Genomic DNA, 24,106 nt, shown 5'->3' on the forward strand with positions numbered 1-24,106 from the left:
ATGCGGACTTGACTCCGGAGCGTTTTGGAGTCGCTTTATGCATGGAACAAAAAGTGAACATATACTCCTATGGCAGACACCTCCACACGCTCCCTGGCTGCCCTGCGGCAGAGCCTCGCTCTGGCGGGGTTGGCGCGCGAGTTTTCGCCGGTGGAGCGGGTTGCGTTCGGGACGCCCTCGCTGGATGAGCCGCTGGGGGGAGGGATCGCGCGCGCTGCCTTGCATGAGGTCTACGCCGCGGCCGGGGCCGATCTCCCGGCTGCCACGGGCTTCGCCGCGGCACTGGCTCTGCGCGCTGCCGGCTCGCGACCGGTGCTCTGGGTCCGGCAGGATTTCCTCGATGCCGAAGCCGGACGGCTGCACCCGCCGGGCTTGGCCGAACTCGGGCTCGATCCTGCACAGATCCTGCTGGTTAGGGTCAGGGACGGCGAGGGGGCGTTGCGGGCCGGGGCGGAAGCGGCGCGCTGCGCCGCGCTTGGAGCTGCGCTGATCGAGCCTTGGGGCGCGCCGCGCCAGTTCGACCTGACCGCCAGCCGGCGCCTCGCTTTGGCGGCGGAGACCTCCGGCGTCCTGACCCTGCTGTTGCGGGTGGCGGCCGAGCCGGAGCCCAGCGCCGCCAGCACGCGCTGGCAGGTGCGCGCTTTGCCGTCGCGGGCGCGGGAGGCGGAGGCGCCGGGCGACCCCGCCTTCGGACTACGGCTGCTGCGCCATCGCGGCGGCCTGGGTGAGCGTGATTGGCGTGTGGAGTGGAACCGTGACGAGCGATGTTTCCAGGACAGGATCGGGAGAGAGGGAGGCAGAAGGGATGCAGCGCCGCTATCTCGCCCTCTGGTTTCCCTATCTGGCGAGCGAGCGCCTGCGCCGGCGGAGCTCCGCCGGGCAGGATGAGCGCCCGTTCGTCCTGGTCGAGAAGGATCGCGGCGCGCTGCGCCTCGCCGATTGCGACAGGCGCGCCGTCGCGCTCGGCCTGACCCGCGGCCTGACCCTTGCCGATGCCCGCGCCCGCATCCCGGAACTGACGGTGGTCGAGGCCGATCCGGCCGCCGATCAGCGCCTGATCGAATGGCTCGCCGCGCTCTGCGACCGCTTCACCCCGCTCGTCGCGCTCGATCCGCCGCATGGGCTGGTGCTCGACATCACCGGCTGCGCCCATCTTTTCGGCGGCGAGGCGGTGCTGCGCCAACGTGTCGGCCGCAGCATGGATTGGCTCGGCCTCACCGTCTTCGCCAGCATCGCCGGCACGCCGCAGGCCGCCCGCGCCCTCTCCCGCTTCGGCCGCTGCGCCATTTCGCCCCCCGGCGAGGATGAGCAACGAACGCTGCCGCTGCCGGTCTCGGCATTGGAGGCTTCGCCGGAGACGGTGATCGCCCTGTCGCGCGCCGGCCTGAAGACATTGGGCGATCTCGCCGGCCGCCCTTCGCATACGCTCGCCGCCCGCTTCGGCGAGGGGCTCGTCACGAAGCTGCGCCGCATCCTCGGCCATGAGGATGCCCGCATCACGCCCGTGCGGCCGCCGCCCGATTGCGTGGTCGAGCGGCATTTCCCCGATCCTTTGCAGGATACCGACGGGCTTGAGCAGATCGTCGCCCGCCTGCTCGGCGAGGCGGGGCGCCTGCTCGAGGCGCGTGGCGAGGGGGGACGCGCCTTCGAGGTCAGCTTCTTCCGCAGCGATGGCGCGGTGCGAAGGCTTTCGCTAGAGACCGGCCGGCCTTCGCGCGATGCCGGCGCGATCCTGCGGCTCTATCGCGAGCGCATCGACAGTCTGGCCGACCCGCTCGACCCCGGCTTCGGCTATGACGCGATCAGGCTTTCCGTACCGATCTGCGAGCCGCTCGGCACGCCGCAGGCGAGCCTCGACGGGCGCGCCGTCGAGGAGGAAGCGGTGGCCGATCTCGTCGACCGGCTGGTCGCCCGCTTCGGCCGCGAGCGCGTGCTGCGCTTCGTCGCGCAGGACAGCCATCAGCCCGAGCGCGAGGCCGCGCTTGTCCCGGCTGCAGCTAAGTCGGACGAGGCACCGCCCTGGCCCGTCGCTCAGCCGGACGAGCCGCCAACCCGCCCGCTCCAGCTCTTCGAGCCGCCCCAGCCCGTCGAGACCTTGGCCGAGGTTCCCGATGGGCCGCCTTTGCGCTTCCGCTGGCGGCGCGTGCTGCACGAGATCGCCCGGGCTGAGGGGCCGGAGCGGATCGCGCCGGACTGGTGGCGCGACGGGCCGGGCGAGCACACCCGCGACTACTATCGGGTCGAGGATGCGCAGGGCCGCCGCTTCTGGCTCTTCCGTGCCGGCCTCTATGGCCACGAGACGACCGCGCCGCGCTGGTATCTGCACGGGTTGTTCGCATGACCAGCTATGCCGAACCCGTTGCCGCGAGCAATTTCTCCTTCCTGCGCGGCGCCTCGCCTGGGCCGAACCTGGTGATGACTGCGCTGCTGCTCGGCCAGGCCGGCCTCGGCATCGCCGACCGCAACACCGTCGCCGGCGTGGTGCGGGCCTGGAGCGCTTTGCGTGACCTGCGCGAGGACGGCGTGCTGGCTCCCGAAAAGATCCGCGAGGGGGGCAGCCCCGGCGAATATATCTGGGTCGAGAATCCGGCCTTCGCCGATCTGCCGTTCACCTTGCCCCAGCTCCAGGCGAAGGCGAAGAGCTTCAAGCTCGCCACCGGCAGCCGCCTCGTCTTCGCCGACGGCACGCCGGACATCATCGCCTATCCCGCCAACCGCGCCGGCTGGGGCCGGCTCTGCCGCCTGCTCACCACAGGCAATCTGCGCGGCGCCAAGGGCGAGTGCATCCTTTCCCTCGACGACCTCCTGAACGATGCCCGCGACCTCCTGCTGATCGTCATGCCGGAGCGCCGGCTCGACGGCCTGTCCGAGGCCCTCGCCCGGCTCGATGCCGCCGCGCCCGGCGCAATCTGGCTCGCCGCCAGCATGTCGCGCCGCGGCGACGATCGCCGCCGCCTCGCCAGGCTCCGGAGCAGCGCGGCGCCGACCCGCACGCCGCTGATCGCGACCAACGACGTGCTTTACGACGCGCCCGAGCAGCGCGACCTGCAGGACCTGCTGACCTGCATCCGCGAGGGTACGACGATCGACAAGGCCGGCCGCCTGCTCGAGGCCAATGCCGAGCGCCATTTGAAGGCGCCGCAGGAGATGGCCCGGCTTTTCAAGGAAGCGCCGGAGGCGATCGAGGAGACGCAGCATCTCTTCGGCCGTATCGAGTTCGATCTGGGCGAATTGAGGTACGAGTACCCTGACGAACCCATTCCGCCCGGCTGGAGCCCTCAAGCCTGGCTCGAGGACCTCGTCCAGAAGCGTGGTGAAATCCGTTATCCTGAGGGGGTGCCGGAGAAGGTCCGCGATCTGCTGACCAAGGAGCTCGCTTTGATCGGCAAGCTCGATTACGCCCGTTATTTCCTCACCATCCGCCAGATCGTCGACTTTGCCGAGAACAGGGGCATCCTCTGCCAGGGGCGAGGCTCGGCTGCCAACTCTGCCGTCTGTTACGTGCTCGGGATCACCGCCGTGAACCCGGCCGAGAGCGATGTGCTGTTCGAACGCTTCATCTCGACCGAGCGGCGTGAGCCACCCGATATCGACGTCGATTTCGAGCATGAGCGGCGCGAGGAGGTGATCCAGTGGATCTATGAGAAATACGGCCGCGAGCGCGCCGGCATCGCCGCGACCGTGATCCATTACCGGCCGCGGAGCGCCATGCGCGAGGCCGGCAAGGCGCTGGGGTTGACCGAGGACGTCACCGCCCGCCTCGCCTCGACGCAATGGGGCAGTTGGGGCTCCGATATCACCCGCAGCCAGATCCGCCAGACCGGGCTCGATCCCGACAATCCGGTGATCGCGCAGGCCGTGCGCTTCGCCGTGCGCCTGCTCGGCTTCCCGCGCCATCTCTCCCAGCATGTCGGCGGTTTCGTGCTGATGCGCGGCCGGCTCGACGAGACAGTGCCGATCGGCAATGCCGCGATGGACGACCGCACCTTCATCGAATGGGACCGCGACGACATCGACGCGCTGCGGCTAATGAAGGTCGACGTGCTCGCATTGGGCATGCTGACCTGCATCCGCAAGGCGTTCGACCTGCTGCGTCAGCATGAGGGTGAGGATTATAGCCTCGCCGATGTCCCGCAGGGCGACAAGGCGACCTATGACATGCTCTGCGAGGGCAAGTCGCTCGGCGTCTTTCAGGTCGAGAGCCGGGCGCAGATCAACATGCTGCCGCGGTTGAGGCCCGACAAATTCTACGACCTCGTCATTCAGGTGGCGATCGTCCGCCCCGGTCCGATCCAGGGCAACATGGTCCATCCCTATCTGAAGCGGCGCTCGGGGATCGAGGAGGTTAGTTACCCCTCACCGTCGCCAGATCACGGAGACAAAGACGAGCTTTATCATGTTTTGAACCGTACCCTCGGCGTGCCGCTCTTCCAGGAGCAGGCGATGCAGCTCGCCATGACAGCAGCGAAGTTCACCGATCCCGAGGCCAACGGCCTGCGCCGCGCCATGGCGACCTTCCGCAATGTCGGCACCATCGGCAATTACGAGGCACTGATGGTCGAGCGCATGGTCGGGCGTGGCTATGAGCGCGATTTTGCCCAGCGTTGCTTCGAGCAGATCAAGGGCTTCGGCAGCTACGGCTTTCCAGAGAGCCACGCCGCCTCCTTCGCCAAGCTGGTCTATGTCTCCTCCTGGCTGAAATGCCACTACCCGGCGATCTTCGCCGCGGCGCTGCTGAACTCGCAGCCCATGGGCTTCTACGCCCCGGCGCAGATTGTCCGTGAGGCGCAGGAGAATGGCGGCGTCGAGCCGCGGCCGATCGATGTGAACTTCAGCGCCTGGGACAATCTGCTGGAGCCGGGAAGGCCGGGTTGGAAAAGCCCCTGGGCACTGCGCCTCGGCCTGCGACAACTCGATGGTTTCAAGGAAGACTGGGCGGAGCGCCTCGTCGCGGCCCGTAGTGAAGGCTATCGCGATGTCGAGGAACTCGCCCGCCGTGCCCACCTTCCGGCGCGCGCCATGCGCCTGCTCGCCGATGCCGACGCCTTCCGTTCGATGGGGCTCGATCGGCGCGAGGCGCTCTGGGCGGTGCGCCGCCTGCCGGATGACGAGGCGCTGCCGCTGTTCGAGGTGGCACAGGCGCGCGAGCTCGGCGCCGAGCAGGCCGCTGCACTGCCTGCTATGCCGCTCGCCGAACACGTCGTCGCCGATTACCAGACGGCGAGGCTCTCGCTGAAGGGCCATCCGATGGGCCTGCTGCGGCCCGTGTTCGCCCGCGAGCGCATCGCGAGTTGCGAGCAGATTTCAGCGGTGCGCGACGGGACCTGGGCCAGCGTCGCCGGCGTCGTGCTGGTGCGCCAGCGCCCCGGCAAGGGCAATGCCATCTTCATCACGCTGGAGGATGAGACAGGCATCACCAATGTCGTGCTCTGGGCTCGCGATTTCGAGCGCTTTCGCCGCGAGGTCATGGCGGCGCGGCTGCTCCTCGTCGAGGGCAGGGTGCAGAAGAGTCCGGAGGGCGTGGTCCACCTGATGGCCAAGCGCGTCGTCGACCGCTCGGCCGATTTGCTAGGCCTGTCCGACACGCACCGCGCCGAGGTCGTGCTGACCCGCGCCGACGAGTTCCAGCATCCGCAGATCCCGCGGGCGCGCCATCCCCGCAATGTCCGGATCCTGCCGAAATCCCGCGATTTCCATTGAGGCCGCCTGCCCATTCAATCCAGGTCCTGGCGTGACTAGATTGTCGGTCTCGCTTTCAGTGCGACTGCAGGCCCAAGGAGACAGCCCATGGACATCATCCGCGCCGGAACCCGGCCATCGGCGAAAGGGCCGGGCGACTGGTTCAGCGGTACCGTCCGCATCGATCCGCTGTTCAATCCGCATGCGCCCGAGCGCGTGCAGGGCGCGAGCGTCACCTTCGAGCCCGGTGCACGAACGGCCTGGCACACCCATCCGCTCGGCCAGACGCTGGTCGTTACCGCCGGCTTCGGCCGGGTGCAACGCTGGGGCGGTCCTGTCGAGGAGATCAGGCCGGGCGATGTTGTCTGGTTCCCGCCGGGCGAGAAGCATTGGCACGGCGCCGGGCCGGAGACGGCGATGACGCATATCGCCGTGCAGGAGGCCCTGGACGGCAAGGTCGTCGACTGGCTCGATAAGGTCTCGGACGCCGAATATGACGGCCGCGGGCCGGCGGTGATGTGAGGCCGGCAAAGGCCTTGAATATGAAAGGAAAAGGCGGCCCTCAGGCCGCCTTCTTGCCCGCGTCGAACGGGATCTCGATGTCGACGGCCAGCGTCGAGACCTGGGCGCCCCGCTCCATCCGGACGCTGACCTTGTCGTTGTCGAGCTGCACATGCTTGGCGATCACCTGCAGGATCTCGTCGCGCAGCTTGGTCACGAGGTCGGCGCCATCGGCGGAGAGACGCTCATGGGCCAGCAGGACCTGAAGGCGCTCGCGCGCGGCCGGGGCCGACTGGGTGCGGAAGAAGAGACGACGCAGGTTCATGCCGCTTTCCTTCCGAAGATCTTGCCGAAGAAGCCGCGCTTCTCGCCGGGGATGGTGACGGGGAGGCTCTCGCCCTTGAGCCGGCGCACCGCGTCGAAATAGGCCAGCGCCGGGGCGCTGCGCTCATCGGCCAGCGTGACGGGCGAGCCGATATTGGAGGCGCGCAGCACGTCCATGCTCTCGGGGATGATGCCGAGCAGCGGGATCGACAGGATCTCCAGGACGTCGTCGACCTTCAGCATGTCGCCGCGCTCGGCCCGGGCCGGGTCGTAGCGGGTGAGCAGCAGGTGCTTCTCCATGCGCTCGCCATTCTCGGCCTTCACCGTCTTCGAATCGAGCAGGCCGATGATGCGGTCGGAATCGCGCACCGAAGAGACTTCCGGATTGGTCACCACGATCGCGATGTCGGCGTGGCGCATGGCGAGGGTGGCACCGCGTTCGATACCGGCCGGGCTGTCGCAGATCACCCAGTCGAAATGCGTCCTGAGTGCGCCGATGACCTTTTCGACGCCCTCGGTGGTGAGGTTGTCCTTGTCGCGCGTCTGCGAGGCCGGCAGCAGATAGAGCGTCTCGACCCGTTTGTCGCGGATCAGCGCCTGCGTCAGCTTGGCTTCGCCCTGGATCACGTTGACGAGGTCGTAGACCACCCGCCGTTCGGCACCCATGATCAGGTCGAGGTTGCGCAGGCCGACATCGAAGTCGACGACCACAACCTTGTCGCCGCTCTGCGCCAAAGCTGCGCCCAGGGCGGCGGAGGACGTCGTCTTGCCGACGCCGCCCTTGCCCGATGTGACCACGATGACCTTGCCCATTGACCTCTCCTAGTTCCGGTGGACGTGCTGTCGTTTCAGGTCAGTGACCCGGCCGTGAAGGTCTCGCCTTCGAGCCAGAACTGGACGGGCTTGCCGCGCAGATTGGACTCGAGGTCCTCTGCCGTCTTGTAGAAGCCGTCGATGGCGACCATCTCGGCCTCCAGCTTGCGGCAGAAGATGCGTGCGGCGGCGTTGCCGAGCGTGCCGGCCATCGCCCGCCCGCGCAGCGTGCCGTAGATATGGATCGAGCCGCCGGCGATGACCTCGGCGCCGGAAGCGACCGAGCCGATGATGGTGATGTCGCCCTCGGCGAAGATCGACTGCCCCGAGCGCACCGGCTGGGTGACGACGAGCGAGGCCGGCGCACCCGTGGTGGGCCGCGGCGCGGCGGGCATGTCGGCCATGCTCTCGACCGCAGCGGGGGCAGGGGTCTCGTTGACCGGTGTCGCCGCAGGTTCCTCGATGTCGCCTGTCGCCTTGCCGCCAGACATCGCCGGTGGCAGGTCGGCCCCGAGCATGGAGGGACGCGCGCCCTCGATCCCCATGATCCGGACATTGCGCGTGCCGAGCTTGCCGACGAGGTCGCGCAACTGCGCGCGGTCGATCTCCAGCCCTTCGACATCCAGCACGACCGGGCGCCGCAGGAAGAAGCCGGCGGAGCGGCCGGCGAGATCGTCGAGCCGCACCAGCCAGTCCTCGAAAGGCAGCTCAGGTGTCAGCGTCAACGCGAGATAGGAGCGCCCCTTGAGGCGGATCGGCCGGGGTTGGGTTAACACGGCGGTCATCTTGGTAAATTTTCGGTTCCCCAGATGTAGGAATCGAATGGTTAACGAGCGGTAAATCCTTGGGGTGCTTTCCAGAGGAAACGTCTCGCCAGATGCCGAACGAGATCCAAAAAATCATTTATTATCAATGTAATATAATGCTGGCTGCGCCGGAGCGCGAAGCTGTGGGCAGCGAGGCGAGCAGTTGTGGAAGCACTTCCCGCCGCATGAGCGCTGCTGCGGCCCTCCACTCCCTGAAAGGGCCGATGGCTGTTGTGAATGCTGCGCTTTGTCCTGTGTCCGCGCATTCCGGACGATGGATGCCGACGGGACCTGAGCTGGCCGAATCGTGCGACCCGGTCAGCTCAGGTGCTTGGGCGAGCGATCGGCGCTGTGCTGTCCGCCACCGGACGGATTGACTCCCATGAGAGTTCATTTCAAAATCATGCACGATCCAAGATGCAGGATGCAGAATTTTGAACGGCGCACGCAAGATCGAACGGGTCGTGCTCGGCGACCAGGTCTACGAGGCGATCAAGGAGCGCATCCTCGATCAGGCCTATGCGCCGGGCGAAAAGCTCAATGTCGATGGGCTGGCGCGCGAGCTTCAGGTCTCCTCGACGCCGATCCGCGAGGCGCTGGCCCGGCTCGTGGCGGAGGGGCTGGTCAAGGCCGAGCCCTTCATCGGCTTCGCCACGGCGCCGCTGCCTGACCGGCGCTATTACGAGGACGTCTACAATTTTCGCGGCGTGATCGAGCCTTGGGCCGCAGCGCAGGCGGCGCGGAGCAGGCCTGGCCCCGATGTCATCGCGGCGCTGCGCGAGGAGGTCGCGGCCATGATGGCGGGCGAGCCTTCGCGCGAATATCGCAGCCATCGCGGCTTCACCGAGGGGGACGACCGCTTCCACCTCCTCATCCTGCAGGCCGCCGGCAACCAGGTCGCGCTCAAGAGCTATGACGACCTGCGCTTCCACCTGCACATCTCGCGGCTCTACCTGACGCGCGAGCAGGATGTCGGCCTGACCCATCAGGAACATTTCCGCATCGTCGACGCGCTCGAAGCGGGCGATCCCGATGCGGCACGTGAGGCCATGCGCCTGCATCTCGAAGGTTCTTACGAGCGGCTGATCAAATAGCCGCAACGCCCCCCGAGGCCGAAAACGGCCCGGTTCAACACCAGGGAGGACACGCATGACCTTAAGACGCATCGCCGCCGCGGCCTTGATCGCAGGCAGCTTTCTCGCCGGCGCGGCGCAGGCGCAGACCCTGCGCTTCGGCCACGCCAACACCACCGCCGAGATCGCCGGCGAACTCTTCCAGGAATTCGCCGACCGGGTGAAGAAGGGCACGGGCGGCGCGGTCACCATCAACGTCTTCCCGGCCGAGCAGCTCGGCAAGGAGGTCGATCTCTTCAAGCAGGTCAAGGAAGGCGCGCTCGACCTGTCCGCGCCGTCGATGGCGGCGGCCTCCTCGCTGGTGCCTGCGCTGGAGATCCCGAGCGCGCCCTTCCTCTGGAAGGACTGGGGCGAGGCCGAAGCGATCATTCGCTCCGATGCTTTCGATCCCGTGTTCGACGAGCTGCGCGACAAGCACAGCATCGTGCCGGTGACCCGCATCTGGTATTGGGGCTGGCGCAACATGACGACGCTCGACCGCGCCGTGAAGAAGCCGGAGGATATGCACGGCCTCAAGATCCGCGTGCCGGAGAGCCCGGTCTGGGTCGAGATGATCAAGACCTACAGCGCCGCGCCGACGCCGGTGCCCTTCGGCGAGGTCTACACCGCGCTCCAGCAGAAGACGGTCGACGGCCAGGAGAACCCGATCCCGACGATCTTCTCGCGCAAGTTCTACGAGGTGCAGGGCTATGTCGCGATGACCCGGCACATGCTCCAGAACAACATGATCGTCATCAACAAGGACAGCCTTGCCAGACTGAAGCCTGAGCATCGCGAGGTCCTGTTCGCGGAGGCAGCCCGCGCCTCGGCGATGAACACCTACCTCCAGCAGAAGCGCGAGGCCTCGATGCTGGAGGACATCCGCAAGTCCGGCCGCTCGAAGATTATCGAGGACGTCGACCGCGACGCCTTCGCCGCCAAGTCCAAGGTCGTCGCGACCGCGATGGAAGGGCGCTGGGGCAAGGCCCATCTCGACCGCGTGCTCGCGGCGATCGAGACGCAGCGCAAGCGCTAGTCGGCAATCATGACCGGCCTCACCCTGATCCGGCGGCTCGACGATTGGTCGAGCCGCGTGGAGAGCGCTGCGCTGGCGCTGCTCCACGGTGCCATCGCCACGCTGGTCTGCGCCGCCGTGGTCTTCCGCTACGTGCTGAGCGACCCGCTGACCTGGTCAGAGGAGCTCATCCTCATCCTGTTCGGCTGGATGATCTTCCTCGGCATCGCCAATGCCTTCCACGCCCGCACTCACATCATCATCGACGTGATCGTGCTGTTCGCGCCGCGCTGGCTCTGCTTCGCCTTCGGCTTGCTCGCCTTCACAGCCACTGCGGTCGTGCTGGGAACGCTGACCTTCTTCTCCTGGCGCTATCTCCAGCGCGAGCTGCCGAACCTGACGCCGATGCTCGGCATCTCCGCCGGCTGGGCGATCGCGCCGCTCTTCATCGGCAGCGTGCTCTCGCTGCTGCACCTCCTGCGCAACCTGATCGATGAGGGCGTCACCGGCGTGCTCTGGTCCRACATCACGACGCGGGACTAGCGGCCATGGTGACCACACTTCTCCTCACCTTCGCTGTCCTGCTCGTCGTCGGCACGCCGATCTGGATCGCCATGGCGGGCTCCGCCCTGCTCGCGATCTCGATGGAGGGCATCCCGCTCACCGTGGCGGCGCAACGCATCGTCGCCGGCGTGCAGTCCTTCCCGCTGCTGGCGATCCCGCTCTTCACGCTCGCGGGATCGCTGATGAACGCATCGGGCATCTCCGAGCGGCTGTTCAGCTTCACCAAGGCGCTGGTCGGCCATATCCGCGGCGGCCCGGCCCATACGCTCGTCGTCGGCGAGGTCTTTCTCTCCGGCATCTCCGGCTCTTCGGTCGCCGACACCGCCGCTGCGGCGCGGGTCTTCGTGCCGCAGCTCGAGAAGATGGGCTATCCGCGCGCCTTCGGCGCGGCACTCTCGGCCATCGCCGGCACGCTCGGGCCGATCATCCCGCCCTCGATCCTGATGGTGGTCTACGCCTGGCAAGCCAATGTCTCGCTGGGCAAGCTCTTCGTCGCCGGCATCGTCCCCGGCCTCGTCATGGCCGGCTGCATCATGGCGACGATCGCGATCCTGGCGCTGAAGCGCGACTTCCGGCCGGCCGGCGCCTTCTCGCTCGGCAATCTCTGGAAGGAGTTCAAATACGCGTCGCTGGCGCTGCTGATGCCGGTGCTGATCATCGTCGGCTTCCGCGCCGGGCTCTTCACCGCGACCGAGATCGCCGGCGTCGCCGCCGCCTATTCGCTGGTCGTCGGCATGTTCGTCTATCGCTCGATCAAGCTCGCCGACCTGCCGGCGATCCTGGTCGGCACGGCGCGCGAGACGGCGGCCATCCTCGCCATCGTTGCGGCGGCCTCGCCCTTCAGCTGGATCCTCGCCGTCGGCCAGACGCCCCAGCTCGTCACCAGCTATATGAGCTCGATCTCGACCGATCCGCTGGTCGTGCTGCTGATCCTGAACATCGCTTTGCTGATCGCCGGCATGTTCATGGAGACGATCGCCATCATGATCATCCTGGTGCCGATCCTGCTGCCGCTGCTGATGTCGCTGCAGATCGACCTCGTGCATTTCGGCATCGTGCTGCTGGTCAACCTCGTCATCGGCCAGGTCCACCCGCCGGTCGGCGTGCTCTGCTTCGTCGCCATGGCGATCACGAAAGTCAGGCTCGGCCCGCTTTTCCGCGAGCTCTGGCCCTTCCTGATCGCGCTCCTCGTCGCGCTCGCCATCATCACCTACGTGCCCGCGCTCAGCCTCTGGCTGCCGCATGTGGCCGGCTTCTGAGGAATTCCCATGACCAGGATCAGCGAAGTCGAGATCGTCGAGTTCTCGTTCAAGGCCAGGAACATCGGTCGCTCGGCCGAGAATGCCCGCGCCATCTACAATATCGGCTACAAGCCGAATTCAGAGCTGGAGCTGACCAAGTTCGCCGTCGTCATCCGCAGTGAGGACGGTGCCGAGGGGCAGTACGTCATGCATTGGGGCGGCACCCGCGCCACCATGGCGCAAACGCTCTCGCTCGCGCCCAACATCCTCGGCCGCAATCCCGATCATCGCGAGGAGATCTGGAACGACATGAAGCGTGAGCTGCGCCAGCATGACGGCATGGGCATCGGCCCGATCGACATCGCGCTCTGGGACCTCGCCGGCAAGCGCTTCGGTGCCTCGGTCTCGCAACTGCTTGGCGGCTATCGCACGAAACTCAAGACCTACGCCTCGACCTATCACGGCGACCGCAATGGCGGGCTCGACAGCAAGGAGGCTTTCGTCGACTTCGCCGAGGCCTGCTACGATCTCGGCTACCGCGCCTTCAAGGTCCATGGCTGGCATGATGGCGATGCGCGCGAGGAAGCCGCCAACGTCCTGCATGTCGCCAAGGCGGTCGGCGACCGGATGACCCTGATGCTCGATCCGGCCAACGAGCTCAGGACCTTCGCCGATGCGCTCTATGTCGGGCGCGCCTGCGACGAGGGCAACTACTTCTGGTACGAGGACCCGATGCGCGATTGCGGCGTCTCGGCCTTCGCCCACAAGAAGCTGCGCGAGATGCTGAAGACGCCGATCCTGCAGACCGAATATCTACGCGGCTTCGAGCCCAAGGCCGATTTCCTGATCAATGGCGGCACCGACGCGCTGCGCTCCGACCCGGAATACGATCTCGGCATCACCGGCGCGATGAAGATCGCCCATCTCGCCGAGGCCTTCGGCGTCGATGTCGAGATCCATGCCTGCGGCCCGGCCCATCGTCACTGCATGGCGGCTACCCGCAACACCAATTTCTACGAGCTGGCGCTGGTCGGGCCCGATTGCCTCAATGCGGTGCCGCCGGTCTATGCCTGCGGCTACAGCGACCAGCTCGATGGCGTCGACAAGGATGGCTGCTTCCCGGTCCCGACCGGCCCCGGCCTCGGCGTGACCTATGACTGGGACTATATCCGCGCCCATGAGACGGCGCGGGAGGTGTTCAAGCTTTAAGGCCCCGCGGCGGTCGCCAGGCTGGCGATCAGGATTTCGCCCGGTTCGTCAGCTCGGCGCCGCGCAGGCGTGATGTCATCGCGAGCGCATCCCCGACAGCCGCGAACCAGCCGGCCTTCTCCAGCTGCAGCCGGATGCGGTAGTTCAGTCCGCCGGGCGTCTCATGCTCCTCGATCAGCCTGTCGAGGTCCGCAAGGTCGGTGAGCGCGCTCGTCGTCGCCAGCGCCTTCAGCAGCGAGCGCACATAGGTGGCGGCGGCCGGGCGCTCGACGCCCTGTTCGACGGTCCAGCCGATCAGGGCCGCTTGCAGGGCGAAATAGGGCGACATGAACGCGCTGCAGGGCCAGATCGCCGCAAGGGCTGCTTCATTGGGGATATCGACGATATCGCCGAGCCCGTCAAAGAGCGCCCGCGCCCGTGGTACGGGTGGGCATAGCACGATCGGCCCTTCGCTGCGCTCGATAGCCGGGATCGGCAGGACCCGCGCCACCTCGGCGGGAGCCCAGCGCTCCCTGATCTCGGCGATCGAGATGCCGGCGAGGCAGGACAGGATGAGCTGATCGGGCCGGAAGCTCACTCCACGCAACGCCTCTTCGAGTTGCGGCGGTCGCACGGTGAGGAAGACCACCTCGCTCGCCGCGACGGCCTCGGCATTCGTGGTCCGGCGACGGATCCTAGGATCGCCCGCTGCCAGCTCCGACGACAGCCGCTCCGAGCGAGGAGAGAGGTGGATGTCGAGCTCTGGCCAGCGTCTGCGCAGGCCAAGGATCATGGCCTTTGTCAGCGTCCCGACGCCGATGAAACCGATCGAACGCACTGTCATTGAGGTCTGCTCCAGGGGATGGCTGTCGATAGGGCAGGCCTCTACGCGGCCAGGATCTCTCGCATCGCCCCGAGTGCCGTATCGATATTGGCGCGTGACACCCCGATATGCGTTACCGCCCGCATCATGGTCGGCCCGAAGAGGCCGCCGCCGCCCATGCCGACGCCCTTGGCCTTCAGGGCCGCGACGATCTCGGCCGGGCTTTTCCCACTCCCGGCGACATCGAAGAAGACGATGTTGGTCTCGACCTCGCCCGCCGCCAGCCGGATGCCGGGCAGGGCGGCCAAGCCCCTGACCAGGGCCCGGGCGTTCTCATGGTCCTCGGCCAGCCGCTCGACATGATGGTCGAGCGCATAGATGCCGGCGGCGGCGAGGAAGCCGGCCTGCCGCATCGCGCCGCCCCAGCGCTGCTTGAGGCGCCAGGCCTGGCGGATGAAATCGCGCGAACCGGCGAGGACGCCGCCGACCGGGCCGCCGAGGCCCTTGCTGAGATCGATCCAGGCACTATCGAACGGCCCGGCATAGTCCTTCGCCGACACGCCGGAGGCGACGACGGCGTTGAGCAGGCGCGCGCCGTCCATGTGCAGGACGAGGCCGGCCTCGCGCGCCACGGCGACGATGTCCTGGATGGTTGCTAGCGGCCAGATTGCGCCGCCGCCGAAATTCGCGGTCTGCTCGACCGAGACCAGTCGCGATTGCTGGAGATAGCGGCTTTCCGGCCTGATCGCGCGCCGCAGCGTCTCGGCTTCGAAGATGCCGTTCTCGCCCCTGATGCCGCGGACCATGACGCCGGCGAGCGCGGCCGGGCCGCCCCCTTCCGAGACCATGATGTGCGCGCTCTCGTGCACGATGATCTCGTCGCCCGGGCGGCAATGGACCGCGAGCGCGATCTCGTTGCACATCGTGCCCGACGGCAGGAACACCGCCTCCTCCTTGCCGAGCATGTCGGCGACGCGGGCGCAGAGATCGAGGACATTGGGATCCTCGTCCTTCTGCTCGTCACCGACCTCGACCGACATCATGTAGCGTCGCATGCCGTCGGTCGGCTTCGACTTGGTGTCGCTGTAGAGATCGATGAATGCCGACCGGTGCATGGTCTTCCTCTCCTGATCGCGGTCCTGCCTCGCGATCATCGAGCTTGGCTCGAAGTCTTCCCGTGGCGGCTACCGGCCTTCGGATTGCTAGCGGCCGAGCCTTCGGCAGACCAATCGAAAATGGCAGGCAGTCCATACGCTATCGATATGGCTTCAGGCATTCAGATGGGTTTCGCAGCGCGCCAGATAGTCGTCGCGCACGGATTTCAGCTCAGCCACGAACAGCTCGATCAGCGGGGAGGAGGGGCGGTGCCGCGCCCGCAGCAGCGTCGAATGGAACGGCCCCCCGGCCGAGAAGCGGCGCATGACGAGGCCGGACGAAACATAGTCCAGCGCCGTCAACGGGTTGATGATCGCGACGCCGGCGCCGCGCAGCGCCATCGCGCAGGCCGCGGCGCTGTTCGAGGTCTCGATCACGAGCCGTCTTTGCACGCCGGCAGTCTCGAAGATGCGGTCGAGCCGTTTGCGGTAGGGGTCGTGGTTGATCATGAAGATCGAACTGACGCCGTCGAGATCGGCAGGATCGATCGAGCGTCGGCTTGCGAGCGGGTGGTCGCAGGCCATCACGCAGATTTCGGTCGGTGCGCAGAAGGTCTCGTGCTCCACGCCCAGCGACGTCATGTCGTAGGCGGCGATGCCGAGATCGAATTTCTGGTCGTTGATCAGCTCGCCGATCCGCCAGGACACATGGGTCTCGACCGTCAGGCTGACGTCGCCATGCTTCCTGACGAAGGCGGTGACGACATCGGCGATGAAGCCCTGGGAGAAGGCGGGCGCACAGACGATGCTGATATTGCCGTTCTGGAAGTCCTTGAGGTTCGCTGCGGCCCGGCGCAGATGGTCGAGCCCCTTGAAGACCGTGTTGACCTCCTGGGAGAGTGCGAACGCGTAGGCGGTCGGCACGAGGCGCCCCCGGACCCGGTCGAAGAGCTTGGCGCGGGTCACCGTTTCCAGCTGCTTGATCGAGCGGCTGACCGCCGGCTGTGAGGTGAACAGCATCTCGGCAGCCCCGGTGACGGTACCTGCCGCCATCACCGCCTTGAAGCACTCGATCATTCGCAGATTGAGGTCCATGCGAGAGCAGATCCCATATCAGAAGCGTATGGATGGCGGTCGGATTTTTATTTGTGGGTCGCGCTCGCCGGATGTCAAATGCCGGTGCAGGGCATCGTCATGTGGCGGTCGGGAGATACTGCTGAAGGCATGCAAGGAAAAGTTGAACGCCACGATACCGGTGAAATTCGACAGCAACGGTTCGTAGAAACACGCCGTTTGCGAGATAAGAACATCAGGGGGATTCTATGAAAGCTGCACCGGCTTTGGCGGTGCTCTGCATCGCCGTTGGTTTCTGGCCCGCCTCCGGACAGGCGCAGACCCTCGAGCGGATCAAGGCCCGCGGCAAGATCATCTGCGGGGCAAGCCAGGGCGTGCCCGGCTTTTCGCTGCCGGACGCCAACGGCGTCTGGAAGGGCTTCGACACCGACATGTGCCGCGCCCTCGCAGCCGCGATCCTGAACGATCCGATGAAGGCAGAGTTCATGTCGCTCTCTGCCAAGGACCGTTTCGCGCCGCTGCAATCCGGCGAGGTCGACGTGCTGACGCGCACCACGACCTGGACGATCGCGCGCGACAGCCTGTTCGGGCTGAACTTCACCGCGGTGAACTACTATGACGGCCAGGGCTTCATGGTCCCCCGAAAGCTCGGCATCGAAAAGCCCGAGCAATTGGCCGGCGGCTCCGTCTGCGCCACGCAGGGGACCAGCAACGAGATGAACCTCGCCGACTTCTTCCGGTCGAAGGAGCTGAAGTTCGAGCCGGTGGTCTTTGCGACCAATGACGAGGTCGTCGGCGCCTATGAAGCCGGCCGCTGCGACGCCATCAGCCTCGACGTCTCCTCGCTCGCCGCGATCCGCCTGAAATTCCGTGCCCCGGACGAGCATGTGATCCTGCCCCAGCTGATCTCGAAGGAGCCCTTGGGGAGCTTCGTCCGGGCCGGCGACGATCAGTGGTTTCGCATCGTCCGCTGGACGCAATTCGCTCTGCTGAACGCCGAGGAGCTCGGCGTCACCAAGGCGAATGTCGACAAGATGGTCGATTCCAAGGTGCCCGATATCCGCCGGCTGCTCGGCAGCGAAGGCAATGCCGGCGAAGGGATCGGGCTGAGCAAGGATTGGGTCGTGCGGATCATCAGGGCCGTCGGGAATTACGGCGAATCGTTCGAGCGCAATCTCGGCAGCGAAAGCCCGCTGAAGCTGGCGCGCGGCGCCAATAACCTCTGGACGAAAGGCGGGCTGCAATACGCGCCTCCCATTCGGTGATATCACCTAGGGGAGGGCGGTATCACACGCTGCCCCGTTCCCAGCCCGCAAGCCTTCGCCGATCCGCGCCATGACCTCAGCTTCGAGACAGGACAATGGGATCGCGGTGGTGTCCGGGGCCGCCGCCGGACCGATCGTCGCCCTCGGTGAGCCCCTGAGCTTCTGGGGCGGCGTCGATCCGGCGACAGGGATGGTCATCGACGTGCATCATCCCGCCCATAGCGCCTCGCTCGCCGGCGCAGTGGTGTTGATGCCGACCAGTCGGGGCTCCTGTTCGGGCTCCGGCGTGCTGCTGGAGCTTGCGCTCTCCGGCAAGAGCCCCGCCGCGCTGATCTTCGCTGGCTCCGAGGACACGCTGACGCTCGGCGCAATCGTCGCCTCCGAGATGTTCGAGCGCCGCATCCCGGTCATCCGCCTGGCCGAAGAGGCTTTCGCCATCCTCTCCTCGGCGCGGCATGCGACGATCGCACCGGATGGCGTGTCAGCCGATGGCGGGCGGGTGCGGATCGCTCTCGCCGCGGCGGCGGACGCCGGGCTGCAGTTGTCTCCTGCCGATCGCAGCATGCTCGACGGCAAGGACGGGATCGCGGCGCAGCAGGCCATGCGCATCCTCGTCGCCATGGCGAGCCAGCAAGGAGCGACTGAGCTCCTCGATGTGACGCGCGCGCATGTCGATGGCTGCATCTATGCCGGCCCGGCCAATCTGGTCTTCGCCGAGAAGATGGAGGAGCTCGGCGCGCGCGTCCGCATCCCGACGACGATGAACGCGATCTCCGTCGACCATGCGAACTGGCGCCGCCAGGGTGTCGCGCCTGAATTCGGCGAGCCGGCAGCACGCCTTGCCGAGGCTTATGTCCGCATGGGCTGCCAGGCGAGCTTCACCTGCGCGCCCTATGCCCTGCCTGAGCCGCCGGGCTTCGGCGAGCCGATCGGCTGGTCTGAATCGAATGCGGTGATCTTCGCCAACTCCGTGCTCGGCGCCCGCACCGCCAAACACCCGGACTTCCTCGATTTCTGCATCGCCGTCACCGGCCGCGCCCCGCTCGCTGGTGCCTTCCTCGACGAGGGGCGCCGGGCGCGCCGCGCGGTCCGGATCGAATTGCCGGGTGGCGCAGACAGCGCTGCCTGGCCGCTGATCGGCTATCTCACGGGCTTGGCTTCGCCCGACCGGATTCCGCTGATCAGGGGCCTGGCGAAGGCGCAGCCGACGCAAGATGATCTCAAGGCGCTCTGCGCCGCCTTCGGCACGACCTCGGCGGCGGCGATGCTCCATATCGAGGGGATCACGCCGGAAGCGGACAGCCTCGGCGGCGCTCCCGAGGACGAAGTCGCTATCACGCGCGAGCACCTGGCCGCGGGCTGGCGCAAGCTGAGCGAGGGGCCCCCGGATGTCGATCTCGTCGCTATCGGCAGCCCACACGCCTCGCTCGACGAATGCCGGGCGTTCGCAGAACGGCTCGACGGCCGCCCCGTCGCGGCTGCGCTCGCCGTCATCATCACGGCTGGGCGGGAGGTCGTCGCCGCGGCTGAAGTCGATGGCACGATGGCCAGGCTTGCGCGGAGCGGCGTCGCGGTCATCCCCGATCTTTGCTGGTGCTCGATCACCCGCCCGGTCTTTCCGGAGCAGGCGAAGGTGGTGCTGACCAACTCCGGCAAATACGCCCATTACGGGCCGGGCCTCTCCGGCTGCGCCGTCAGGCTGGGGACGCTCGACGACTGCATTGAGGCTGCACTGACGGGTGCTGCTTCCGCGCGGCTCCCCGCCTGGCTCGCCTGAGCCATCACGGTTGGCAGGCTTGACCTCGCGGCCCGGCCTTATAGGGTGACCGCGATCGAGGTTCTCCGGGTTGCTCCCGGAGCTAAGAGGGAATTCGGTGAGGCGCATTCCGCCAAAGCCGAGGCTGCCCCCGCAACTGTAAGCGGCGAGCTCTCCGTCCATCGTCCACTGGCGCTGATCGCGCTGGGAAGGCCGGGCGGAACCGGCATCGACCCGCGAGCCAGGAGACCTGCCCCGGTCGTCGAAGACGTCTTTCGGACGGGGTGTTCCGGAGCTGTGTGTCGATGGCGGCGATGCCCTCCATCCATCCACGCCCCTGCGCAGTTCCCCGCCTGCCATCTCGGGGAGCGATGAGACCCATGTTCATGAACACCGTCCGCGCCGTCGCGCAGAGCTTGACGGCTGCGCGCCGACCCTTCTATCAGAAATGCAACATTGTTACATTAAAGGCTTGTCCCGTGCCGGCTACCCGCCATCTCGTCCGCCTGCTGCAGGGACCCGTCGCGGCGCTCCTCGGCACCCTGATCGCGGGTGCCGCCATGGCGGCGCCGACACAATATCCGCTGACCCTTGAGAATTGCCGGGAGAGCGTGACTTTCAATGCACCGCCCAAGCGTGTCGTCGCGATCGGCCAGACCCAGACCGAGATCCTCTATGCGCTCGGTCTCGGCGATCGCGTCGTCGGCACCGCGGTCTGGTTCTCGCCGGTCGCCAAGCCCTATGAAGCCGTCAACGCCAAGGTGAAGCGCCTCGCCGACAATGATCCGAGTTTCGAGGCGGTGCTCGCCCAGGAGCCCGATCTCGTCACCGCGATGTTCGAATGGCATGTCGGGCCGAACGGCATCGTCGGCAAGCGCGACCAGTTCGCGAGGGTCAAGGTCCCGACCTATGTCTCGCCGACCGATTGCGTCGGCAAGGACAATTCCGGCGCCGGCGACGGCGTACGCACCCAGATGTTCACGATGGAGCTGGTCTACCGCAACATCCGCGAGTTCGGGCAGATCTTCGACGTCTCGGATCGCGCCGATGCGCTCGTCGCCGAGCTGAAGGCGCGCGAGGACAAGGCGGTCCAGGCGGTCGCGAACGTCAAGGCCAAGGACGTGTCGGTCGTGGTCTGGTTCTCCAGCCGGGATATCAAGGGCGATGGTTTCATGGCCGGCAAGAACGGCGTGCCCGCCTACATCCTGTCGAAGCTCGGCGCCCGCAACATCATCACCACCAATGAGGAATGGCCGCTGGTCGGCTGGGAGAGCATCGCTGCCGCCAACCCCGCGGTGATCGTCACGGTGAAAATGGATCGCCGCCGCTTCCCGGCTGATGACATCGAGAAGAAGCTCGATTTCCTCAAGACCGACCCCGTCGCCAGCAAGCTCGATGCGGTGAAGAACCAGCGCGTCGTCATCCTCGACGTCGGCGCGACCCGCGCCGGGCTCGACACGGTCGACGGCATCGAGACGCTCGCCGAGGCGATCGCCGGCTTCGGCCTTTCTCCTTGAGTCACGCTGCCCACGGCCCGAACTGGCCGGCGCGGATCGCCATCGCGCTGGCCTCGCTCGCTGCGCTCACCGTCTCGGTGGCGTTGGCGGTGACGATCGGCGAGATGCGCATCCCGTTTGATACGGCGCTGCGGGCGCTCGGCAATGGGTTGTTCAGCCTCGACTTTCCGGTCAGCGCGATCCAGCAGGGCGTGATCTTCGATTACCGATTGAGCCGGGCGCTGATGGCGGGGCTCTGCGGCGGTGCGCTGGCGCTCTCGGGCGCGATCCTGCAGGCACTGCTGCGCAATCCGCTGGCTGAGCCCTATGTGCTGGGCATCTCCGCCGGCGCCTCGACCGGCGCCGTCGCTGTGCTGATTCTCGGTGTCGGCATCGGCGGTACGGCGCTGACGGTCTCGGCCGGCGCCTTCATCGGCTCCTGCGCCGCGCTCGCCGTGGTCGCTCTGCTGGCGACGGGGGCGGGCGGGGCGAGCGATCGCGTTATCCTCGCCGGCGTCGCCACTTCGCAGCTCTTCAACGCGGCGACCGCGACGATCGTGACGACGATGGCCAGCGCCGAGCAGGCGCGCGGTGTGATGTTCTGGCTGCTCGGGAATTTCGGCGGCGTGCGCTGGCCGGATCTCTGGATCGCCGCGCCGGTCGCCTTTATCGGCTTCGGCATCTGCATGCTGCACGCCAAGGTGCTCGATGCCTTTACCTTCGGCGTCGATGCCGCCGCCTCGCTCGGCGTCGCCGTGACAAGGGTGAAGGTCGTGCTCTTCGCCACCACCGCCGTGATGACCGCAGTGATGGTCTCGATCGTCGGCACGGTCGGCTTCGTCGGGCTGATCATTCCCCATGCCGCCCGCTTCCTTGTGGGCTCCGGCCATGCCCGTCTGCTGCCGGCCTGCCTCGTCGTTGGCGCGATCTTCATGATCCTCGCCGACATCCTGTCGCGCGTGCTGATCCCGCAGCAGATCCTGCCGATCGGGGTGGTGACAGCGCTGTTTGGCGCGCCGGTCTTCGCGCTGATCCTCTATCGGGCGAGGCGGTCGGCATGACGCTCGCAATGCGTGAGGTGCGCTGGGGCGCCGCCGGCCGGATGATCGTCGACGGGGTGACGCTGCAGGCCGCGCCCGGCCGGGTGCTCGGGCTGATTGGCCCGAACGGCTCGGGCAAGTCGAGCCTGTTGCGGCTGCTCTGCCGCTTACGCAATGTCGCGAGCGGCGTCGTCACGCTCGACGAGCGCGATATCGCCGCCGTGCCGCGGCGCGAGCTCGCCCGCCGCCTCGCCTTCGTCGAGCAGCAGGCGACGACCGAGATTCAGCTCTCCGTCTGCGACGTCGTCCGGCTCGGTCGCACGCCGCATCGCGCCGCGCTGGCATCGTGGAACGGCGCCGACGAGGCGGCAGTGAACGAGGCATTGGCGCGGGTCGGGCTTACGGAACGGCACGACCAGTTCTGGCACACGCTTTCCGGCGGCGAGCGCCAGCGCGTCCATATCGCCCGCGCGCTGGCGCAGGAGCCGAGCGAGCTCATCCTCGACGAGCCGACCAATCATCTCGACATCCAGCACCAGCTTTCGATCCTGGGGCTGGTCCGCCGTCTCGGCATCACCTGCATCATGGCGCTGCACGACCTCAACCTCGCGGCGATGTTCTGCGACGAGATCGCATTGCTGCACGAGGGGCAGCTGCAGGCAGCGGGGCCGCCGGACGAGGTCCTCACCGCCGAGGCGATCCAGCGCATTTTCGGCGTTGCGGTCTCGACCCGTCAGGGCGCGTCGGGACGCCGGCACATCGAATATCTGATCGAACCGGAACGGAGGCAGTCATGAAGGCGGCTGAGGCGCAGGCAGAGGTTTCCGATTACTGGACCCGGCGCGCGCCGGCCTTCGACGGCGTCGCTTCCCATGTCGCCCAAGCTTCGCTCTGGCGCGACATCCTCGAAACCGCCTTCGAAGCGAAGGAGGCGAAGGACGTCGTCGATCTCGGCACCGGCACCGGCGCCTGCGCGCTGATCGCCGCATCGCTCGGACACCGCGTGCGGGCATGCGACGGCTCCGCGGGCATGCTCGCCGTGGCCCGGCAAGCGGCCGAGGCCTCCGGGCTCGACGTCATCTTCGAACAGGCGCTGATCGAGGAGGCTTCGTTCGCTCCAGGTTCGGCCGACATCGTGACGCTGCGCAATGTGCTCTGGACGCTGCCAGATCCGATGGCGGCGCTGCGCAAGGCTCACCTCCTCCTGCGCCCAAGCGGGGTGGTCTTCGTCTCGGACGGACTCTGGTCGATCGCGCCGCAATATCGCTCGACCTATCCCGAAACGCTGGCCGCCAGCCTGCCGCGCCATGACGGGCTGACCGAGGATGATGCCAGGGCGATGCTCGCCGAAGCCGGCTTCGGCACGGCGCGGAGCTGGCAGCACCTGTTCTCGGCCTCGCCCTATCCGGGCGACGTGCCGATGTTCGTGCTGACGGCGAAGAAGGGCTGACGCTCGCCGTGGGCTGCCTCGAGCACCAGGCTATCGCCCGGCCTGGCGGCCATAGGCATGCGGGCTCGCACCCATTTCGGCCTTGAACGCGAAGATGAAGGCCGACGCTGAGCTGTAGCCCAGTTCCATCGCGGTCTGCGTCACCGACATCCCGCCGCTGAGCAACTCGATCGCCCTGAACAGGCGCAGGCGGCGCTTCCATGAACGCAGCGGCGCGCCGATCTCGGCCTCGAACCGGCGTGTCAGGGTCCGGCCGGACAGGCCGAGTTCCCGGGCCCAGTCATCAGCGCTGCGCTCGTCGGCCGGGTCCAGATACAGCGCCTCGCAGAGCGCGGCGAGGCGGCCATCGCGTGGCCAGGGCAGGGCTGTCGGCAAGGTCGGGGCCCGCCGTAACTGGTCGAGGATGAGGGCTACCACCCGTCCGCCATAGCCGTCGCTGTCGCCCTGACCCTCGATCGCCGCCGCTTCGATGATCAGGGCCTTGAGCAGCGGCGACACTGCCAGGACGGTCGGCGCGAGCGGCAGGCCGCTTCCGGCTTCGGTCGCGATCCAGAGGCTCCGGAATTCCGCGCCGAGCAGCGAGCCGACGCGATGCGACACGCCAGTCGGCAGCCAGGCCGCCTGATCGGGCGAGGTGATGAAGGTCTGCCCGACCGTGGAGACGGTCAGCACGCCGTCGATCGCATAGACCAGCTGGTGCCAGTCATGGGCGTGCTCCAGGAAATGGTGCCGGGGCGGAATCGATTGCGCCCGCATCGTCATCGGTCGTGGCGGCAGGGCATCCGGCGGGGTCGTAATGGTTGACCAGCTCATGGCGCTCCCTGCTTTGTCTGATGTTCTACATTTTTTGGCAAAGCATCGAAAG

At 67.1% G+C, this 24,106-nt stretch carries 22 protein-coding genes and 1 riboswitch; of the genes, 15 read left to right on the forward strand and 7 right to left on the reverse strand.

Annotation, left to right across the window (positions count from 1 at the left end; genetic code table 11):
• Window positions 1-69: 69 nt before the first annotated feature.
• The 4 genes from AC1DS0_RS12760 to AC1DS0_RS12775 all read left to right on the forward strand — a co-directional run bounded on the left by AC1DS0_RS12760 (window position 70) and on the right by AC1DS0_RS12775 (window position 6,201).
• Entirely contained in the window at window positions 70-888 is an 819-nt protein-coding gene (locus AC1DS0_RS12760; protein WP_476814708.1) for an ImuA family protein, read from the forward strand.
• The gene (locus AC1DS0_RS12765) at window positions 806-2,341 is read left to right on the forward strand and encodes a Y-family DNA polymerase (RefSeq protein WP_476814709.1); all 1,536 of its coding nucleotides are present in this window, start codon (window positions 806-808) and stop codon (window positions 2,339-2,341) included. Before AC1DS0_RS12760 ends, AC1DS0_RS12765 begins: the two co-directional genes overlap by 83 nt.
• Window positions 2,338-5,700: an error-prone DNA polymerase gene (locus AC1DS0_RS12770; RefSeq protein ID WP_476814710.1), complete on the forward strand. Its 3,363-nt coding sequence runs from the start codon at window positions 2,338-2,340 to the stop codon at window positions 5,698-5,700. The genes AC1DS0_RS12765 and AC1DS0_RS12770 overlap by 4 nt, the downstream gene beginning before the upstream one ends.
• 87 nt (window positions 5,701-5,787) lie before the next feature.
• Entirely contained in the window at window positions 5,788-6,201 is a 414-nt protein-coding gene (locus AC1DS0_RS12775; protein ID WP_152016593.1) for a (R)-mandelonitrile lyase, read from the forward strand.
• A 40-nt stretch (window positions 6,202-6,241) separates the two neighbouring features.
• Here AC1DS0_RS12775 and minE read toward each other — a convergent pair whose 3' ends face one another.
• The 3 genes from minE to minC are packed head-to-tail and all read right to left on the reverse strand — an operon-like array spanning window position 6,242 to window position 8,102.
• Window positions 6,242-6,505, reverse strand: coding sequence for a cell division topological specificity factor MinE (gene minE, locus AC1DS0_RS12780; RefSeq protein ID WP_152016594.1), 264 nt, complete (start codon window positions 6,503-6,505; stop codon window positions 6,242-6,244).
• On the reverse strand, window positions 6,502-7,317 hold the full coding sequence (gene minD, locus AC1DS0_RS12785) for a septum site-determining protein MinD (RefSeq protein ID WP_476814711.1): 816 nt from the start codon (window positions 7,315-7,317) through the stop codon (window positions 6,502-6,504). Before minD ends, minE begins: the two co-directional genes overlap by 4 nt.
• Window positions 7,318-7,352: 35 nt before the next feature.
• Window positions 7,353-8,102, reverse strand: a complete 750-nt coding sequence (minC, locus tag AC1DS0_RS12790; protein WP_476814712.1) for a septum site-determining protein MinC — start codon at window positions 8,100-8,102, stop codon at window positions 7,353-7,355.
• 455 nt (window positions 8,103-8,557) lie between these two features.
• Here minC and AC1DS0_RS12795 point away from each other — a divergent pair, with 455 nt between their 5' ends.
• From AC1DS0_RS12795 to AC1DS0_RS12815, 5 genes are read left to right on the forward strand one after another with little or no spacing between them, the layout of a single operon-like run.
• Window positions 8,558-9,217: a GntR family transcriptional regulator gene (locus AC1DS0_RS12795; protein ID WP_476814713.1), complete on the forward strand. Its 660-nt coding sequence runs from the start codon at window positions 8,558-8,560 to the stop codon at window positions 9,215-9,217.
• A gap of 55 nt (window positions 9,218-9,272) precedes the next feature.
• Window positions 9,273-10,271 carry a TRAP transporter substrate-binding protein gene (locus AC1DS0_RS12800; protein WP_476814714.1) on the forward strand — a complete coding sequence of 333 codons (999 nt, stop codon included), beginning with the start codon at window positions 9,273-9,275 and terminating at the stop codon, window positions 10,269-10,271.
• A 9-nt stretch (window positions 10,272-10,280) separates the two neighbouring features.
• Window positions 10,281-10,793, forward strand: a complete 513-nt coding sequence (locus AC1DS0_RS12805) for a TRAP transporter small permease (protein WP_476814715.1) — start codon at window positions 10,281-10,283, stop codon at window positions 10,791-10,793.
• Between the two features lie 5 nt (window positions 10,794-10,798).
• On the forward strand, window positions 10,799-12,073 hold the full coding sequence (locus AC1DS0_RS12810) for a TRAP transporter large permease (protein WP_476814716.1): 1,275 nt from the start codon (window positions 10,799-10,801) through the stop codon (window positions 12,071-12,073).
• A gap of 9 nt (window positions 12,074-12,082) precedes the next feature.
• Entirely contained in the window at window positions 12,083-13,264 is a 1,182-nt protein-coding gene (locus tag AC1DS0_RS12815; protein ID WP_476814717.1) for an enolase C-terminal domain-like protein, read from the forward strand.
• A gap of 28 nt (window positions 13,265-13,292) precedes the next feature.
• On the opposite strand, the gene AC1DS0_RS12820 is transcribed toward AC1DS0_RS12815, so the two are convergent.
• The 3 genes from AC1DS0_RS12820 to AC1DS0_RS12830 form a co-directional block, all read right to left on the reverse strand.
• A complete protein-coding gene (locus AC1DS0_RS12820; RefSeq protein ID WP_476814718.1) occupies window positions 13,293-14,087 on the reverse strand; it encodes an NAD(P)-binding domain-containing protein in 795 nt (264 codons plus the stop codon).
• Between the two features lie 41 nt (window positions 14,088-14,128).
• Window positions 14,129-15,181, reverse strand: coding sequence for a threonine aldolase family protein (locus AC1DS0_RS12825; protein ID WP_476814719.1), 1,053 nt, complete (start codon window positions 15,179-15,181; stop codon window positions 14,129-14,131).
• A 153-nt stretch (window positions 15,182-15,334) separates the two neighbouring features.
• Entirely contained in the window at window positions 15,335-16,255 is a 921-nt protein-coding gene (locus tag AC1DS0_RS12830; RefSeq protein WP_476814720.1) for a LysR family transcriptional regulator, read from the reverse strand.
• A gap of 227 nt (window positions 16,256-16,482) precedes the next feature.
• Here AC1DS0_RS12830 and AC1DS0_RS12835 point away from each other — a divergent pair, with 227 nt between their 5' ends.
• From AC1DS0_RS12835 to AC1DS0_RS12860, 6 genes are all read left to right on the forward strand, one after another.
• Window positions 16,483-17,499, forward strand: a complete 1,017-nt coding sequence (locus tag AC1DS0_RS12835) for an amino acid ABC transporter substrate-binding protein (protein WP_476814721.1) — start codon at window positions 16,483-16,485, stop codon at window positions 17,497-17,499.
• 70 nt (window positions 17,500-17,569) lie between these two features.
• Complete coding sequence (gene lhpI, locus AC1DS0_RS12840) at window positions 17,570-19,276, forward strand: cis-3-hydroxy-L-proline dehydratase (protein WP_476814722.1); 1,707 nt, start codon at window positions 17,570-17,572, stop codon at window positions 19,274-19,276.
• A gap of 41 nt (window positions 19,277-19,317) precedes the next feature.
• Window positions 19,318-19,527: riboswitch (cobalamin riboswitch) on the forward strand.
• A 288-nt stretch (window positions 19,528-19,815) separates the two neighbouring features.
• The gene (locus AC1DS0_RS12845; protein WP_476814832.1) at window positions 19,816-20,772 is read left to right on the forward strand and encodes an ABC transporter substrate-binding protein; all 957 of its coding nucleotides are present in this window, start codon (window positions 19,816-19,818) and stop codon (window positions 20,770-20,772) included.
• The gene (locus AC1DS0_RS12850; protein WP_476814723.1) at window positions 20,769-21,812 is read left to right on the forward strand and encodes a FecCD family ABC transporter permease; all 1,044 of its coding nucleotides are present in this window, start codon (window positions 20,769-20,771) and stop codon (window positions 21,810-21,812) included. The genes AC1DS0_RS12845 and AC1DS0_RS12850 overlap by 4 nt, the downstream gene beginning before the upstream one ends.
• Window positions 21,809-22,588, forward strand: coding sequence for an ABC transporter ATP-binding protein (locus tag AC1DS0_RS12855; protein ID WP_476814724.1), 780 nt, complete (start codon window positions 21,809-21,811; stop codon window positions 22,586-22,588). Before AC1DS0_RS12850 ends, AC1DS0_RS12855 begins: the two co-directional genes overlap by 4 nt.
• Entirely contained in the window at window positions 22,585-23,241 is a 657-nt protein-coding gene (locus AC1DS0_RS12860; RefSeq protein ID WP_476814725.1) for a class I SAM-dependent methyltransferase, read from the forward strand. Before AC1DS0_RS12855 ends, AC1DS0_RS12860 begins: the two co-directional genes overlap by 4 nt.
• Before the next feature lie 30 nt (window positions 23,242-23,271).
• Here the strand turns inward: AC1DS0_RS12860 and AC1DS0_RS12865 are convergent, their stop codons facing one another.
• Complete coding sequence (locus AC1DS0_RS12865; RefSeq protein ID WP_476814726.1) at window positions 23,272-24,054, reverse strand: AraC family transcriptional regulator; 783 nt, start codon at window positions 24,052-24,054, stop codon at window positions 23,272-23,274.
• Window positions 24,055-24,106: the final 52 nt, after the last annotated feature.

The organism is Allobosea sp. P4_H5 (genome assembly GCF_056400825.1).

Excerpts from the sequence above, each read along its gene's own strand:
- AC1DS0_RS12760 (WP_476814708.1), top strand. The coding sequence starts at position 70 with ATGGCAGACACCTCCACACGCTCCCTGGCTGCCCTGCGGCAGAGCCTC.
- AC1DS0_RS12765 (WP_476814709.1), top strand. The coding sequence starts at position 806 with ATGCAGCGCCGCTATCTCGCCCTCTGGTTTCCCTATCTGGCGAGCGAG.
- AC1DS0_RS12770 (WP_476814710.1), top strand. The coding sequence starts at position 2,338 with ATGACCAGCTATGCCGAACCCGTTGCCGCGAGCAATTTCTCCTTCCTG.
- AC1DS0_RS12775 (WP_152016593.1), top strand. The coding sequence starts at position 5,788 with ATGGACATCATCCGCGCCGGAACCCGGCCATCGGCGAAAGGGCCGGGC.
- minE (WP_152016594.1), bottom strand. The coding sequence starts at position 6,505 with ATGAACCTGCGTCGTCTCTTCTTCCGCACCCAGTCGGCCCCGGCCGCG.
- minD (WP_476814711.1), bottom strand. The coding sequence starts at position 7,317 with ATGGGCAAGGTCATCGTGGTCACATCGGGCAAGGGCGGCGTCGGCAAG.
- minC (WP_476814712.1), bottom strand. The coding sequence starts at position 8,102 with ATGACCGCCGTGTTAACCCAACCCCGGCCGATCCGCCTCAAGGGGCGC.
- AC1DS0_RS12800 (WP_476814714.1), top strand. The coding sequence starts at position 9,273 with ATGACCTTAAGACGCATCGCCGCCGCGGCCTTGATCGCAGGCAGCTTT.
- AC1DS0_RS12810 (WP_476814716.1), top strand. The coding sequence starts at position 10,799 with ATGGTGACCACACTTCTCCTCACCTTCGCTGTCCTGCTCGTCGTCGGC.
- AC1DS0_RS12815 (WP_476814717.1), top strand. The coding sequence starts at position 12,083 with ATGACCAGGATCAGCGAAGTCGAGATCGTCGAGTTCTCGTTCAAGGCC.
- AC1DS0_RS12820 (WP_476814718.1), bottom strand. The coding sequence starts at position 14,087 with ATGACAGTGCGTTCGATCGGTTTCATCGGCGTCGGGACGCTGACAAAG.
- AC1DS0_RS12825 (WP_476814719.1), bottom strand. The coding sequence starts at position 15,181 with ATGCACCGGTCGGCATTCATCGATCTCTACAGCGACACCAAGTCGAAG.
- AC1DS0_RS12830 (WP_476814720.1), bottom strand. The coding sequence starts at position 16,255 with ATGGACCTCAATCTGCGAATGATCGAGTGCTTCAAGGCGGTGATGGCG.
- AC1DS0_RS12835 (WP_476814721.1), top strand. The coding sequence starts at position 16,483 with ATGAAAGCTGCACCGGCTTTGGCGGTGCTCTGCATCGCCGTTGGTTTC.
- lhpI (WP_476814722.1), top strand. The coding sequence starts at position 17,570 with ATGACCTCAGCTTCGAGACAGGACAATGGGATCGCGGTGGTGTCCGGG.
- AC1DS0_RS12845 (WP_476814832.1), top strand. The coding sequence starts at position 19,816 with ATGGCGGCGCCGACACAATATCCGCTGACCCTTGAGAATTGCCGGGAG.
- AC1DS0_RS12855 (WP_476814724.1), top strand. The coding sequence starts at position 21,809 with ATGACGCTCGCAATGCGTGAGGTGCGCTGGGGCGCCGCCGGCCGGATG.
- AC1DS0_RS12860 (WP_476814725.1), top strand. The coding sequence starts at position 22,585 with ATGAAGGCGGCTGAGGCGCAGGCAGAGGTTTCCGATTACTGGACCCGG.
- AC1DS0_RS12865 (WP_476814726.1), bottom strand. The coding sequence starts at position 24,054 with ATGAGCTGGTCAACCATTACGACCCCGCCGGATGCCCTGCCGCCACGA.